This window comes from Paenibacillus oralis, from assembly GCF_003863965.1.
Classification (GTDB): domain Bacteria; phylum Bacillota; class Bacilli; order Paenibacillales; family Paenibacillaceae; genus Fontibacillus; species Fontibacillus oralis.
This window is the reverse complement of the sequence record NZ_RRCN01000001.1, coordinates 357210-372500: the sequence shown is the minus strand read 5'-3', so window position 1 is coordinate 372500 and position 15291 is coordinate 357210. Positions and strand designations below refer to the sequence as shown.

At 55.9% G+C, this 15291-nt stretch carries 14 protein-coding genes; all 14 read left to right on the top strand.

The window, feature by feature from the left end; translation table 11 throughout:
• Positions 1 to 431: 431 nt before the first annotated feature.
• A complete protein-coding gene (gene pduA, locus EHV15_RS01700) occupies positions 432 to 716 on the top strand; it encodes a propanediol utilization microcompartment protein PduA (RefSeq protein WP_124333160.1) in 285 nt (94 codons plus the stop codon).
• A 15-nt stretch (positions 717 to 731) separates the two neighbouring features.
• A complete protein-coding gene (pduB, locus tag EHV15_RS01695) occupies positions 732 to 1574 on the top strand; it encodes a propanediol utilization microcompartment protein PduB (RefSeq protein WP_128629754.1) in 843 nt (280 codons plus the stop codon).
• 43 nt (positions 1575 to 1617) lie between these two features.
• Positions 1618 to 2253, top strand: coding sequence for a BMC domain-containing protein (locus EHV15_RS36280; RefSeq protein WP_178075714.1), 636 nt, complete (start codon positions 1618 to 1620; stop codon positions 2251 to 2253).
• The gene (locus EHV15_RS01685; protein WP_128629752.1) at positions 2253 to 2909 is read left to right on the top strand and encodes a phosphate propanoyltransferase; all 657 of its coding nucleotides are present in this window, start codon (positions 2253 to 2255) and stop codon (positions 2907 to 2909) included. Before EHV15_RS36280 ends, EHV15_RS01685 begins: the two co-directional genes overlap by 1 nt.
• A gap of 5 nt (positions 2910 to 2914) precedes the next feature.
• Positions 2915 to 3703, top strand: a complete 789-nt coding sequence (locus EHV15_RS01680) for a hypothetical protein (protein ID WP_128629751.1) — start codon at positions 2915 to 2917, stop codon at positions 3701 to 3703.
• Positions 3704 to 3739: 36 nt separating this feature from the next.
• Positions 3740 to 5248 carry an acetaldehyde dehydrogenase (acetylating) gene (locus EHV15_RS01675; protein ID WP_128629750.1) on the top strand — a complete coding sequence of 503 codons (1509 nt, stop codon included), beginning with the start codon at positions 3740 to 3742 and terminating at the stop codon, positions 5246 to 5248.
• Between the two features lie 15 nt (positions 5249 to 5263).
• Positions 5264 to 5527, top strand: coding sequence for a EutN/CcmL family microcompartment protein (locus EHV15_RS01670; protein ID WP_036619984.1), 264 nt, complete (start codon positions 5264 to 5266; stop codon positions 5525 to 5527).
• A gap of 20 nt (positions 5528 to 5547) precedes the next feature.
• Positions 5548 to 6681, top strand: a complete 1134-nt coding sequence (locus EHV15_RS01665) for a 1-propanol dehydrogenase PduQ (protein WP_128629749.1) — start codon at positions 5548 to 5550, stop codon at positions 6679 to 6681.
• A gap of 76 nt (positions 6682 to 6757) precedes the next feature.
• On the top strand, positions 6758 to 9325 hold the full coding sequence (locus EHV15_RS01660; RefSeq protein WP_128629748.1) for a glycyl radical protein: 2568 nt from the start codon (positions 6758 to 6760) through the stop codon (positions 9323 to 9325).
• Between the two features lie 32 nt (positions 9326 to 9357).
• Complete coding sequence (locus tag EHV15_RS01655) at positions 9358 to 10278, top strand: glycyl-radical enzyme activating protein (protein ID WP_128629747.1); 921 nt, start codon at positions 9358 to 9360, stop codon at positions 10276 to 10278.
• Between the two features lie 40 nt (positions 10279 to 10318).
• Complete coding sequence (locus tag EHV15_RS01650; RefSeq protein ID WP_128629746.1) at positions 10319 to 11560, top strand: acetate/propionate family kinase; 1242 nt, start codon at positions 10319 to 10321, stop codon at positions 11558 to 11560.
• A 97-nt stretch (positions 11561 to 11657) separates the two neighbouring features.
• A complete protein-coding gene (locus EHV15_RS01645) occupies positions 11658 to 12473 on the top strand; it encodes an undecaprenyl-diphosphate phosphatase (protein WP_128629745.1) in 816 nt (271 codons plus the stop codon).
• A 370-nt stretch (positions 12474 to 12843) separates the two neighbouring features.
• Positions 12844 to 13203, top strand: coding sequence for a class Ib ribonucleoside-diphosphate reductase assembly flavoprotein NrdI (gene nrdI, locus EHV15_RS01640; RefSeq protein ID WP_128629744.1), 360 nt, complete (start codon positions 12844 to 12846; stop codon positions 13201 to 13203).
• Positions 13190 to 15274, top strand: a complete 2085-nt coding sequence (gene nrdE, locus EHV15_RS01635; protein ID WP_128629743.1) for a class 1b ribonucleoside-diphosphate reductase subunit alpha — start codon at positions 13190 to 13192, stop codon at positions 15272 to 15274. Before nrdI ends, nrdE begins: the two co-directional genes overlap by 14 nt.
• Positions 15275 to 15291: the final 17 nt, after the last annotated feature.

Below are 15291 nucleotides of genomic sequence, written 5' to 3'. Positions count from 1 at the left end.
GACTAATTTTGCCGTTTTCTCTTAAGTCTTCATTTGCCATCATGCTAACGTTATTTCCAGAATGGTCTACTAGCTTCATCCGACCTAAAGCGTTTTGAAAAAACGCACTTCGGAAGCATACGCTTCGGTGCTGAGAAACCGACTTTTTGAACACGCACTTTCAGAGGTTTGAACACGCACTTTCACCGAACCCTGCTCCTCCCGCAACAAGGAGACAGCTGTCAAGATAGTGGGATTATGCCACAGCTTATTTGTAAGCGCAATCAATTATTGCATATTAACTACATGTAATTTTTTGCCATGTCATTAAAGTACCAGGCGGCGAGTCGTTATAATCCTATTTCGGGTGGTTAAAGTCAAATATTTGCGGCCCCGTTCTTCGTACAATGGAGATGGAACGCAAGTTCAAATCTATGGAGGTGCGCAAAATTATGCGGCAGGAAGCACTCGGACTTATTGAAACAAAAGGGCTGGTCAGCGCAATCGAAGCAGCGGATTCAATGGTAAAGGCTGCGAATGTGACCTTGATCGGCTATGAAAAAATCGGATCCGGTCTGGTAACCGTTATGGTTAGAGGAGATGTAGGCGCTGTCAAGGCGGCAACGGATGCGGGAGTAGCTTCCGCAAAACGGGTAGGCGAGGTCATTTCGGTACATGTGATTCCAAGACCGCATATGGACGTTGAGAAAATTTTGCCAAAGCTGTCTGAACAATAAAACCGGGGTGAGAGTATGGATGAAGCGATTCTGAAGCAGGTGATTGAAGCGGTCGCCCAGGCAAGCCCCGGGGGTGTGCCTTCCGCCCCGGCAGCCGATGCTGCCGCAGGCCTTCCGCTGAACAACCAACAGTTTACGGAAAAGAGGGAACAAGACGTGACAAGCGATTACAACGCGATAACGGAATATGTCGGCTCAGCCATGGGGGATACCGTGGGCCTGGTGATCGCCAATCTGGACCGCCATCTGCATGAGAGCATGGGCCTGGACCCGAGATACCGTTCTATCGGCATCATCAGCTCGCGCACCGGCGCAGGCCCGCAAATTATGGCTGCCGACGAAGCGGTGAAGGCGACCAACACGGAAGTGGTCTCGATTGAGTTGGCTCGGGACACCAAGGGCGGGGCCGGACACGGCTGCATCATTATTTTTGCCTCCGAGGATGTCTCCGACTCCCGCCGGGCAGTGGAAGTGGCGCTCAAAGAGCTGCCGCGCACCTTCGGCGATGTCTACCCTTGCGATGCCGGACATGTGGAGCTCCATTATACAGCACGTGCGAGTCTGGCGTTGGAGAAAGCTTTTGGCGCACCGGCGGGCAAATCCTTCGGCATTCTGGTGGGTGCTCCGGCTGCGATTGGCCTGCTGATGGCCGACACCGCACTCAAAACAGCCAATGTGGAGATTGTAACCTATGCCAGCCCGGATAAAGGTACAGCCCACTCGAACGAAATTATCGTCACGATTACAGGCGATTCCGGCGCGGTCCGCCAAGCGGTGATCTCCGCCCGCGATGTGGGCGTAAGCGTTCTGAGATCGATGGGCCACAGCCCGGTATCGATGACACAGTCCAATCTGTAGAGCAGCACAAGCATACATGTAAAACGTTGAAGGAGTGGCTACTGTGAATGAGAATGCCCTTGGTCTGATTGAGGTGATTGGTTATCCGGCGGCGCTGGAGGCTGCCGATACCTGTATGAAATCGTCCCATGTCAAGCTGCTAGGGTACGAGAAAGCGCGGGACGGGCGGATCGTGGTCAAAATTACCGGAGATGTGGGTGCGGTCAAAGCTGCGGTAGAGGGAGCAAAGAACAGCGCCGGCAAGCTGGGGACGGTTATAGCGGCGGTTGTCATTGCCCGCCCGGCGGAAGGGATCGGACGGCTGATCCATTCTCCTGAAACCGTATTCACCGAGCCGGGGGCGGAACAGATGCCTGTAGAGCCGCTGGAGGAAACCGCAGGCGGGAAAACGGTAGCGGGTCCGGAAGCGGACCAGGCGCCAGTGGTCGAAGCTGCGGATCAGGAGTTGCAGCAGGAGCCGCAGCAAGAGCCGCAAGTGCTGGAGCAAGAGCCGCAAGTGCTGGAGCAAGAGTCGCAAGTGCCGCAGCAAGAGCCGCAAGTGGAGCAAGTAGAGCGGACAGAGGTCAGCTGCAATCTATGCGGCGATCCGCTGTGTAGGAGGATGAAAGGCCAGCCGGTCACTCACTGTCTGCACCATCGGCAGCACTCAGCCAAAACCAATAAGGATGGTCAATCGTGATGGACATAAATAATCAGCTGGTACAAAGTCTTGCGGCGGAAATCGCGAGCACGCTTAAAGTAAAAGACCGCAGCTATAGCATTCCGGTTGGAATCTCCGCCCGCCATATCCATCTGAACCGCCAGGATATGGAGGTGCTGTTCGGAGCTGGCCATGAGCTGACGGTCAAAAGCAATCTGAAGCAGCCCGGTCAATTCGCCGCTTCGGAAACCGTCTGTATCGCCGGACCCAAAGGTTGCTTTCCGAGCGTCCGTGTGCTGGGGCCGCTGCGGCCGAACAGCCAGATCGAAATTTCGCGCAGCGATGCTTTTGCGCTCGGCATTAACCCTCCCGTTCGCGACTCGGGGGATACGGCAGGCTCCGCGAGCTTGTGTGTGATCGGACCCAAAGGCATGCTGGTGATGAACCATAAGGCGATCTGCGCCAAACGCCATATTCATATGAGTGAAGAGGATGCAACCCGGTTTGGGGTGAAGAACGGCGATTCAGTCACTGTAGAGTCGGCGGACTCTGGCAAGAAAATCATGTTTTATGATGTACGTATCCGTGCAGGCCGCGAGTTCGTGCTGGAGATGCATATCGATACCGATGAGGCGAATGCGGCAGAGGTGAAGAACGGGGACACCGTTCGGATCACTGCAGTGCGGCAAGGGTGAAGCCGATGGGCGCTGTGTTGAACACCGAAGCCTTAATCCGCCAGATGCTGGAGTCGCTGCTGCCCGCACTGAGCAGGCGAGTCGTTGTGTTCCTCAGCGGAGGCACAGTGAACGAAGACAGTGTAGCCAGGGTACTGGCGGATTATCCGCTGTACCGCTACAGTCTCGTCATCGATGACAGCCCCGGCTTGCCCCTGCTGGATGAGAGGCTGCTGTCCCGGTTGTCCGCGCGCAGATTAACCGGGTTGGCCGAGATCGAGCAAGCCTTGCGCGAGGCGGAGCTGGTGTTGATTCCGCTCGCCACCCGGGGCGCATTAAGCAAGATCGCGCTTGGCATCACCGACAGCCCGCTTACCGCTGGCATCGCCGCGGCGATCATGCTGCGCAAGGAGATCATTGCGGTCCGTGACGGCTACGATCCGCTACATACCGTGCATGCCGCCGCCGGGATGGGCGGCAACGCGGCGTACAACAGGATGCTGCTGGGTTATGAGCGTACGTTGCAGGACTTTGGCGTTAAGGTAGTCACACTCGCGGAGTTCCGTGAAACGTTGAGCACGCATGGACTGCTGGCGGAGGGAGATCCTGCAGCCAGCATTTCGCCAGGCAGCGAAAAAGCAGCCGCTCTGAACCCGCCGAACGCCATCCATCTGCCGGATTCGGTCATTACCCTAGCCGATGTGCAACATATTTCAGGGGGGACGCTGAGCGCGCGGGAGGATGCCATCATCACCCCGCTGGCCCGTGAGCTGCTGGAAGCTCGCAGGGTAGAGCTTCGTTTTCTAAAAAAGTAAGTGAGCAACAAGCATAAGAAGCAGGAGGAAACGGCAATGAAGATTCTGGATCATGATCTGCAATCCATACAGGAGGTTCGCGTCATTCTCGCAGCCGCCAAGGAAGCTCAGAAGGTTCTGCAAAGCTACAGCCAGGAGCAAATTGATCACATTGTAGCGCAGGTGGCCGCGGCTGCAGAACAGTCCGCCGTCAAGCTCGCCCAAATGGCCCACGAGGAGACCGGATTTGGCCGCTGGGAAGACAAGGTCATTAAGAATACATTCGCCAGCAGAGAGCTGCACCGGCATATTAAGGACATGAAGACCGTCGGTGTAATCGCCACCCATGAAACCGATCAGATCGTGGAGATCGCCGTACCGGTCGGTGTAATCGCCGGGCTGATTCCTTCAACCAATCCAACCTCGACGGTGATTTACAAAAGCTTGCTGGCGCTGAAGACAGGCAACGCTATCGTCTTTTCGCCTCATCCGTCCGCACGCCGCTGCATTAGTGAGACGGTAGCCATTCTCTCCGCTGCGGCGGTGCAGGCGGGAGCGCCTGAAGGCATTCTGGGCTGCCTGTCTATTCTCAGCATGCCGGGCACCAGCGAGCTGATGAAGCACCGCGACACCTCGCTTATCCTGGCCACCGGCGGGGAAGCGATGGTGAAGGCGGCTTACAGCTCCGGCACACCTGCCATCGGTGTCGGCCCGGGCAATGGCCCGGCCTTCATCGAGCGGTCGGCGGATATTCCGCGCGCGGTCAAGCAGATTATCGACAGCAAGACGTTTGATTACGGGGTGATCTGCGCTTCCGAGCAATCGATTGTGGTGGAGAAGGAGAGCAGACAGCAGGTTGTGCAGGAGCTGCTGCGGCAAGGTGCCTACTTCCTGAGCAGCGAGCAATCGGCTGGGCTGGGCTCCTTCCTGCTGCGGGGCAATGGAACGATTAATCCGCAGTCGGTCGGCAAGTCGCCGGAGAAACTGGCGGCGATGGCCGGCTTCAGCATTCCGGCCGGAAGCCGGGTGCTAATCTCGGAACAGACGACCGTTTCGCACAGCAATCCTTACTCCCGTGAGAAGCTGACGCCTGTGCTGGCTTTTTATGAGGCAGAGGATTGGCAATCGGCCTGTGAGCGCTGCATGGAGCTGCTGGAAGGGGAGGGCAAAGGCCATACCATGACGATCCATTCGCGCAATGAAGCTGTGATCCGGGAGTTTGCGCTCCACAAGCAGGTGTCACGCCTGCTTGTTAATACTCCGGCGGCGCTGGGCGGCATTGGGGCAACCACGAATCTTCCTCCGGCCATGACGTTGGGATGCGGTGCGGTTGGCGGCAGCTCCACATCGGATAACATCGGCCCGATGAACCTGCTGAACATCCGCCGCTTAGCCTATGGTGTGCGCGAGATGGAGGATTTGCGGGAGCCTGTGCCGATGTGTGCGGCAAAACAGGTGACGGCTGAGGCAGCGGCGGCATCGGCAGCACCGGCGGCGCCGGCAGCAATGAATGAGGCCCAACTGGAAGCGATCGTACAGCAGCTGCTGCGGCAACTAATGGGATAAGGGAGGAATCACAGCATGCATCTGGCTACAGTCATCGGCAAGGTCGTCTCTACCCAGAAATGTGAGAAGCTGATCGGCGCCAAGCTGCTTATGATCAAATCAGTGGACGAGAAGCGCAGAATGACCGGTGATGATGTGTTCGTTGCCATTGATATGGTTGGCGCGGGAATCGGTGACCTGGTGCTGATTGACTGGGGCAGTTCCATGTATGAGGACATCCGCTTATCCGCAGATATGTCCATTGTCGGGATTGTGGACGATTTGCAGACCGACGAATGACGTGGAACGGAGGCAGAGGAATGAAACGTTTTTGTGTAAAGACGGAGGTCTATTTTGATTCAGGCGCGCTTGAATATTTAACACTGCTCGATAACCGCCGGGCACTGGTCATTACCGATCCTTTTATGGTGCAGGCCGGGTTCGCGGATACATTAATTCATATTCTGAAAACCAGTGTGGAGGATTACCGGCTCTTCACCGGCGTACAGCCTGATCCGCCTGTTGAGGCGGTGGCCGCCGGAGTGAAGGAGTACCTGGCTTTCCGTCCCGATCTGATCATTGCCCTGGGCGGAGGATCTACCATTGACGCGGCCAAAAGCATTCTGCTGTTCGCCCGCCAGCATGCCGGTAATGCGGATGACGGCGGCAAGCCGCTGTTCATCGCCATTCCGACGACAAGCGGCACTGGATCGGAAGTGACCTCCTATTCGGTCATGACGCTGGGCGACACGAAGATTCCGCTCGTCTCACAGGACATCATCCCGGATGTGGCGATCCTGGACGCCGCCTTTCTGAGAACCGTGCCGCCGCAGATTACCGCCGATACCGCCATTGATGCGCTAACGCATGCCATCGAAGCTTATGTGTCGAGCGAGCATTCCGATTATACGGATGCGCTTTGCGAGAAGACCGTCGAGCTGATCTTTGATTATCTGCTGCGCGCCTATCACAGCGGCGATGATCTGGAGGCGCGGGAGCGCCTGCACAATGCCTCCTGTCTGGCAGGCATGGCGTTTACGAACGCGGCGCTGGGCATTACCCACAGCATGGCACATACGCTGGGCGGGCATTTTCATCTACCGCATGGACGGGCGAACGCCATACTGCTGCCCCACATTATCGAATACAACGCTGACCTGGAGAGCGGCGGTGAGAGCCAGGCGGCGACGCGCTATTGCAAGCTGGCCCGTCGCCTGCATCTTCCGGCGTCAACGGTAGCGGAGGGCGTGGCCAGCCTCGTTTCGGCGGTGCGGGCGCTGCAGAAGCTCACCGGCACACCGGCATCGCTGGAGGCGGCCGGCATCGACCGGGAGGCTTATGAAGCACTGCTGTCCGCGATGAGCCAGGCGGCGCTGAAGGACAAATGCACCGCGGCCAATCCGCGCGAGGTCAATGTTCAGCAACTGGAACAGCTGTTTCGCAGCGTGTATTAGCGCTTACGAAGCAAGTTTTGCCGAAGTATGTTCAATAAGAGCATTATGAAAGCAAACTGAAGGGGGAAGCTTTACGATGACAAAAGTGTACGATATGCCCAAATCAGCAGCAGTAACCGGCCGGATCGGCCACTTGATCGACAATCTGATGTCCGGCACGCCGGAGATCGAAGCCGAAAGAGCGGTGCTGATTACGGAATCTTTTAAGCAAACCGAGCATCTTCCGATGATTATCCGCCGCGCCAAAGCGCTGGAGCATATTCTGCGGAACATGACGCTGGTGATCCGGGACAAAGAGCTGATCGTGGGCAATTTGACTGCCAAGCCAAGAGGCTGCCAGATCTTTCCCGAGTTCTCGAACCGTTGGCTGCTGAGCGAATTCGATACGGTGGCCCGCAGAACGGGCGACGTGTTTACGATCTCGGACGATGCGGTCAGCAAGCTGAAGCATGCCTTTGAATATTGGAACGGCCGCACGGTGCAGGAGCTGGCAACCTCCTTCATGTCTCCCGAAGCGCTGGCGGCGATCGATGCGGAAGTTTTTACGGTAGGCAATTATTATAATAACGGCGTTGGCCATATTTCTGTGGATTATGGAAAGGTGCTGTCCAAGGGCTTCAAGGGTATTATCGAGGAGGCGCAGCAGGCCAAAGCGGAGGCGGATCGTTCGTTGCCGGATTATATCAAAAAAGAACAGTTTCTGAACGCGGTGATCATCTCTGCGGAAGCAGCCATCCAGTTCGGCAAACGGTTCGCGGAGCTGGCCAAGAGTCAGGCCGCAGCCTGCAGCGACGGTGTCCGCCAGCGGGAGCTGCTGCAGATTGCCCGCAATTGTGAGCAGGTTCCGGCGAATCCGGCATCCAGCTTCAGCGAAGCGGTGCAGTGCTTCTGGTTCGTGCACATGCTGATTCAGGTGGAATCCAACGGGCACTCCGTGTCTCCGATGCGTTTTGACCAATACATGTATCCGTATTACAAACATGATATCGAGCGCGGCACCCTTCGCCATGAAGAAGCCCAGGAACTGCTGGACTGCCTGTGGGTGAAGCTGAACGAGATTAACAAAATCCGCGACGAAGCCTCCAGCAAAGCTTTTGGCGGATATCCGATGTTTCAAAATCTGGTGGTCGGCGGTCAGAATGAGGAGGGGCTGGACGCCACCAACGAGCTGTCCTTCGCCTGCCTGGAGGCGACGGCCCATGTGAAGCTGCCGCAGCCTTCCGTCTCGATCCGCGTCTGGAACCGCACGCCGGATGAGCTGCTGCTGAAGGCAGCGGAAGTCAGCCGTTTGGGTCTTGGACTCCCGGCTTATTACAATGATGAGGTCATCATCCCCGCGCTGGTCAGCCGTTCCGTAAGTTTGGCGGATGCGCGCGACTACGGCCTTATCGGCTGCGTCGAGCCGCAAAAGGGCGGGAAAACCGAAGGCTGGCATGACGCCGCATTCTTCAATTTGCCGAAGGTGATGGAGTTTGTCATCGGCAACGGCACCGTCAATGGCAAAAAAGCCGGGATCACCACCGGAGACTTCGCCTCCTTCACCTCCCTGGATGAGATTATGGAGGCTTACCGCAAGCAGATGGAACATTTCGTCAATCTATTGGCTCAAGCGGATAACTCGGTGGATTATGCCCATGCGGAAAGAGCACCGCTGCCATTCCTGTCCTCCATGGTGTATGACTGCATCGGCAGAGGCAAATCGCTGCAGGAAGGCGGCGCCTTCTATAACTTCACCGGACCGCAGGGCGTCGGTATTGCCAATGTAGCGGATGCCATGTACGCGATCCAGAAGGTGGTTTTCGAAGAGCGGAAAACAACGTTGTCAGAGCTGAAGGCAGCGCTTGAACGCAATTTTGGCCTGGCCCAGCCGGCTGCTGCTGCAGCCCCCGCTCCCGTCTCGCTGGATACGTTGACTCAGGAGCATATTGTTGAACTGATCAAAAAGGTTCTCCTGGAAGGCAACCAGATTTCGTTAGCCCAGTTGGGCGCTCCGGCAAATGTGAAGATGGATCTGGGCAACAGCCGGAGCCAGGGCCAAGGCAATGACGCCCGCCTGCGCGAGTGGCTGATCGCCGCGCCGAAATACGGCAACGACATCGCAGAGGTCGATGAATTGGCACGACAGGTAGGACTTGTCTACTGCCGTGAAGTGCAGAAGCATGTCAATCCGCGCGGCGGCACCTTCCAGCCCGGACTGTATCCGGCTTCGGCCAATGTGCCGCTCGGAGCCGCCACCGGTGCAACAGCGGACGGGCGGCTGGCGGGCGAACCGCTCGCTGATGGTGTGTCGCCGGTATCCGGCCGGGATACCAGTGGACCTACGGCTTCGGCCAACTCGGTCGCGAAGTTGGATCATCATATCGCCTCCAACGGTACGCTGTTCAATCAGAAGTTCCATCCGTCCGCGCTGAGCGGACCGGCGGGTCTGGAGAAGCTGGCGGCGTTGGTCAGAGGTTTTTTTGACCAGAAGGGGATGCATGTGCAGTTTAATGTAATCAGCCGTGACACGCTGCTGGAGGCCCAGCGCAATCCTGAGAAATACAAGAACCTCGTCGTCCGTGTGGCGGGCTACAGCGCCCATTTCACCACACTCGACAAGAAACTGCAGGATGACATTATTAACCGGACGGAGCAGACGATGTAACTATAGCACGGAAGGGAGGAGAGGAGCAGACCATGAATGAAGTCATTTGGGAAGCCAGGGGGATGGTCAGCGATATCCAGCGCTTCTCGCTCCATGACGGTCCGGGTATCCGCACAATCGTATTCCTGAAGGGCTGTCCGCTGCGCTGCAGCTGGTGCAGCAATCCCGAAACCCAGGCCCCCGGCAGCCAGCTGATGGTCCAGGAGGACAACTGCGTCAGCTGCGGACGCTGCGCAAAGGTCTGTCCGGTGGGGGCCATCAGCTATCGGCCGAAGGTGACGGTTAACCGCCTTAGCTGCGTATCCTGCGGACTTTGCAGCGCCGAATGCGGCAGCGGGGCGCTGACCATGAACGGCAAAGAGATGGGCACCTCTGAGATTGTGTCCATTCTGCGCAAGGATGAGGCTTATTACCGGCGTTCCGGCGGGGGGATTACCCTCTCCGGAGGTGAGCCGCTCTATCAGAGCGACTTCGCTCAGAACCTGCTGCGTGCCTGCAAGGATCAAGGCTGGAACACCGCGATTGAAACCACGGCCTTCTGTAATCCGGCCATGCTGGATAACGTGCTGCCGCTGCTCGATACGGTTTTGCTGGACATCAAGCACATGGAGGACAGTAAGCACTATGAATATGTGAAGCAGTCCAACTCGCTGATTCTGGAGAACGCCCGGCGAATTGCCGGGCAGGGGGCGCGGGTGATCATTCGCGTGCCCGTCGTTCCGGGCTTCAACGACACGATTCATGAGATCGCCGCCATCGCCTCGTTCGCCGCGGAATTGCCGGGGGTGCGGGAGCTGCATCTGCTGCCTTTTCACCGGCTGGGCGAGAATAAATACGCCTATCTGGGCACGGAATACCATATGAAGCAACAGACTCCACCGCCAAGCGACGAGATGGAGTGCCTGCGCCATGTGGTGGAAGGTTATGGCTTGCGCTGCCAAATCGGCGGTTGAATTTAACAAGAAGTAGGTATGGAAGAGGAGGAGCCGTTTTATGAAGGTGCTGGTCATTAACAGCGGCAGCTCATCCTTGAAATATCAGCTGTTTGATATGAAGGATGAATCGGTGCTTGCGAAGGGAATTATTGAAGAGATTGGAACGGAGCAGGCGATTCATCGCCAGGAATGTACGCCACCGCTGCCTCCGCAGACCGGTCTGCGGATCCTGGAGCATAAGGAGGCCATCACCCATATGCTTGCGGCGCTGACGGATCCGGGCAGCGGATCCATCGCCTCGGTGCGGGAAATCGCGGCAGTAGGGCACCGGATTGCCCATGGCGGCGAATTCTTTTCGGATGCGGCACTGGTGGACGATGAGGTGCTGCAGGCGGTAAGACGCAATATCGAGCTGGCGCCGCTGCACAATCCGGCCAATCTGAAGGGGATCGAATCGTTCCGCCAGCTGCTGGGCGAGGAGACGCCGATGGTGTGTGTGTTCGATACCGCTTTTCACCAGACGATGCCGCAGGAGAGCTACATGTATCCGCTGCCCAGAGTTTTGTATGACCGCCATAAAATCAGAAGATACGGGTTCCATGGAACCTCGCATAAATATGTCAGCGTGCGCCTTGGCGAAATTACCGGCCACCCCCTCCAGGGAACCCGTGTAATCTCCTGCCATATCGGCAACGGAGCCAGCATTACCGCCATTCGGGACGGGAAGTCTGTAGATACCAGCATGGGCATGACCCCGCTGGAAGGCCTGATGATGGGAACCCGCTGCGGCGATATCGACCCGGCGATCATTCCCTTTGTGATGGCCAAAGAGAATCTGAGTCTTGGCGAGATCAACTCGCTGCTGAACAAGCATAGCGGGCTGGCCGGCATCTCCGGCCAGGGCTCCGATTTGCGCGAGATCATCCGCTGTGCCGATGAAGGCCATGAGGGCGCAAGGCTGGCGCTGAATATGTATGTACAGCGCATTCGCAAATACATCGGTTCTTACTGCGCCGTGCTGAACGGTCTGGATACGCTGGTCTTTACCGGCGGGGTCGGAGAGAATTCCGACTATATCCGCGCCAAGGTCTGCGAGAGTCTGTCCTATCTGGGGCTGGAGCTGGACCCGGAGTTGAACCGGAGCCGCTCGCCTGGCGAGCGCAAGATCAGCACTCCCGCCTCCCGTGTGGCGGTACACATTATCCCTACCAACGAAGAGCTGATGATTGCCCGCGATACCCAGCGGCTCATCCAACAGCGTGCTGCTTCCGCGGCGGTGCACCAGTCTGTCCCACTGTGATGCGGCCATTGTCAATAACCCCTGACTTTTTCATATCTTCGCATTCTTCGCTATAATCTATTATGGAAACAAAACTAGAATAGGAAGTTGGGGAATTGTGGAAGATTTCATCTTGTGGTTGAAGTACTTGATTCTGGGATTTGTTCAGGGGGCTACCGAGCCCATTCCGGTTTCGTCGAGCGGACATGTCATCATCGCCAAAAAACTGTTGGGCGTCGTCGAGGAGGGCCTTTCATTTGAGATTTTGACCAATACGGCGTCTTTGCTGGCCATCATGTTCATTTACCGCAAGGATATCCTAAGGCTGATCGTCAACGGCATAGGATATCTCCGAACGCGGAGATCCGAGTACAGAGCGGATTTTATGTTCATCATTTATATCATTATCGGCACTATTCCCGCCATGGTCATCGGCCTCTTGTTCAAGGATGAGATTGAAGCCGTGTTCTCTTCTGTCCATACCGTGGCCATCGCTCTGTTGTTTACCGGGGGCGCGTTATGGCTGATCCGCAATCTGCGGGGGAGAAAACGCGAAGGCGATTTGTCGGCTAAAGATGCGCTGATCGTCGGCCTCGGTCAGGCGGTTGCGCTTATACCCGGGATCAGCCGTTCCGGCGCTACGCTCATATCCTCGATCGCGGTCGGCATGAAACAGGATACCGCCCTGCGTTTTTCGTTCATGCTGTATATTCCCGTCAGTTTGGGCGGCCTCGTGCTCGGCGTGTCCGATATTGCCGGCGATCCGAATCGTTCGGCCTTGTTCGTGCCGTATTTGATCGCCTTTTTGACCACGCTGGTCGTAACCTATTTCTCGATGAAATGGTTCATGAACATTATGGCTAAAGGCAATCTGAAATATTTTGCTTACTACTGTTTCATCGCCGGCATACTGCTGCTTATTTTTCGGCTGTAGTTCTCGGGTACGGTTATTCGGGCGAAGAACACACTTCTCGGTTCGGGGAGTGTGTTTTTGTTTTGCCGTTTCGGGACATTTTTCTTCCCTGCGAGGTAATCTATCTTTTTTTGATAGAAAAATTTTTAAAAATTTTTTATCAACAACTTGTCCCCCGGCGGACCCTGGTATGATGCGGGATTGCATCGATTTTCCACATTATCCACAGGGGATTTGGGCACGTTTGGGCGGTTTGCCAGGATTGACAACACAATATATAGGTATTAAATTAAACAAGTGCACCAATATGTTGTTGTGAAGTGAATTTTGGTGTGTATCTCATCTATATCATATACTTACCGCGTAATAGAAGAAAAGTGGGGGAGTAACGATGCTGATTGCCTATGATTCCAAAACCGGAAACGTGAAACGGTTCATCCAGAAGCTCGATTTGCCGGCCGTGCAAATTGACGAGAATATGACGCTGGAGGAGCCGTTTGTGCTGATTACATATACAACGGGGTTTGGACAGGTGCCGGCAAAGGTCTCCGCTTTTCTCGAGCATAACCATCAGCGGCTGCTAGGTGTGGCGGCCAGCGGAAACCGCAACTGGGGCGAGCGCTTTGCCCTGAGCGCGGATTTGATTGCGCAGCGCTATCAAGTTCCCGTTGTGGGCAAATTCGAGCTGTCGGGCACGAAACAGGATGCGGAAAGATTTAAGCAGGAGGTGAGCCGGGTTGCGGCATATTGAACTAAACAACATGTTGATGAAGCGGGACGAGAGCGGGTTCTTCCAATTGGAGAAGGACCGGGAAGCCGTCGCCGAATTTATGCAAGAAGTCGAACAAAAAAGCGTGACCTTTTTGAGCACGACCGATAAAGTGCGGTACATGATCGAAAATGATTATTACGAGAACGTGTACGAGCAGTATACGGAAGACGAGGTCGAACGCGTATATGCCATTACCCACGGCTATCATTTTGAATTTCCGTCTTATATGGCGGCGTCGAAGTTTTATACCGACTACGCGCTGAAGACGAACGATAAGTCCAAGTATCTGGAGCATTACCCTGACCGGGTAGCGGTGGTGGCGCTGCATCTCGGCCGCGGCAACGCGGAGACCGCCGGGCTGCTGGCCCGTTCGATGATGGAGCAGCGGCTGCAGCCGGCCACCCCGACGTTCCTGAACGCGGGCAAAAGCCGGCGCGGCGAGATGGTCTCTTGCTTCCTGCTGGAAATGGACGACTCGCTGAACTCGATCAACTACGTGCTGAACACCTGCATGCAGCTGTCCAAAATCGGCGGCGGCGTGGCGGTAAACCTGTCGAAGCTGCGCGGACGCGGCGAGCCGATCAAAGGCGTGGAAGGCGCAGCCAAAGGGATTATGCCGGTGCTGAAGCTGATGGAGGACGCTTTTTCCTATGCCGACCAGATGGGTCAGCGCAAAGGATCGGGCGCGGGATATTACAACATTTTCGGCTGGGATGTCTCGGAGTTTCTGGACAGCAAAAAAATCAACGCCGACGAACGGATTCGCCTGAAAACCTTGTCGATCGGGCTGATTGTGCCAAACCGGTTCTATCAACTGGCTAAGGACAACGAGCCGCTGTATGTGTTCGGTCCTTACAGTGTATATAAAGCTTACGGGACTCATTTGGACGACTTGGATATGGACGTGATGTACGACAAGCTGCTCGCCGACGAGCGGGTTAAGAAAAGAAAGCTGATGAGCGCGCGCGACATGCTGACCAAAATCGCTACGGTTCAGCTGGAATCCGGTTATCCTTACATCATGAATAAGAGCAACGCCAACAACCAGCATGCCCTGAACAAGGTCGGGAAGATCAAAATGTCCAACCTGTGCACGGAAATCTTCCAGCTGCAGGAGACGTCGGAAATCGCCGATTACGGGCAAACGGATGCGATCCGCCGCGACATCAGCTGCAACCTGGCTTCCCTGAACATCGTGAACGTGATGGACCGGAAGAAGATCCGCGAGTCCGTGCACGAAGGCATGGTCGCACTCACGTCCGTCAGCGACATGACGCATATTTCCAACGCTCCCGGCGTCGCCAAAGCGAATCGGGAAATGCATTCCGTCGGGCTTGGCGTGATGAATCTGCACGGATTTTTCGCGAAGAACAAGATCGCTTACGAGAGCGAAGAGGCGCGCGATTTTGCCCGCACGTTCTTTATGATGATGAATTATTATTCCCTGGAAAAGAGCATGGAGATCGCTGTTCAAACCGGAGAAACCTTCGCCGGATTCGAACAATCGGACTACGCTACAGGGGAGTATTTTGAACGATATCTGAATACGGACTACCGTCCGCGCACCGGCAAAGTGGCCGCTTTGTTCGAAGGCATGCACATCCCGTCTCCGCAGGACTGGACTGAGCTGAAGCAGCAGGTGATGAAAAACGGCTTGTACCATGCTTACCGTCTGGCGATTGCGCCGACCGCCAGCATTTCGTACATTCAGAACGCTACCTCGAGCGTCATGCCGGTGGTGGAGCAAATCGAAACCCGGACCTACGCGAACTCGACGACGTATTATCCGATGCCGTATCTGAGCCGGGAAAATATTTTCTTCTATAAATCGGCTTATCAGATGGACCAGTTCAAGGTGATCGACCTGATCGCGGAAATCGTGCCGCATGTCGACCAAGGCATCTCGTCGATCCTACACGTCAACAGCAACGTGACGACCCGTCAGTTGGCGCGTTACTATTTGTATGCTGCGCATAAAGGGCTGAAGTCGCTGTATTATACCCGGACGAAGAAGCTGTCCGTGGAAGAATGCCTCACTTGTTCGGTATAACGGAGAATTAGAAAGGA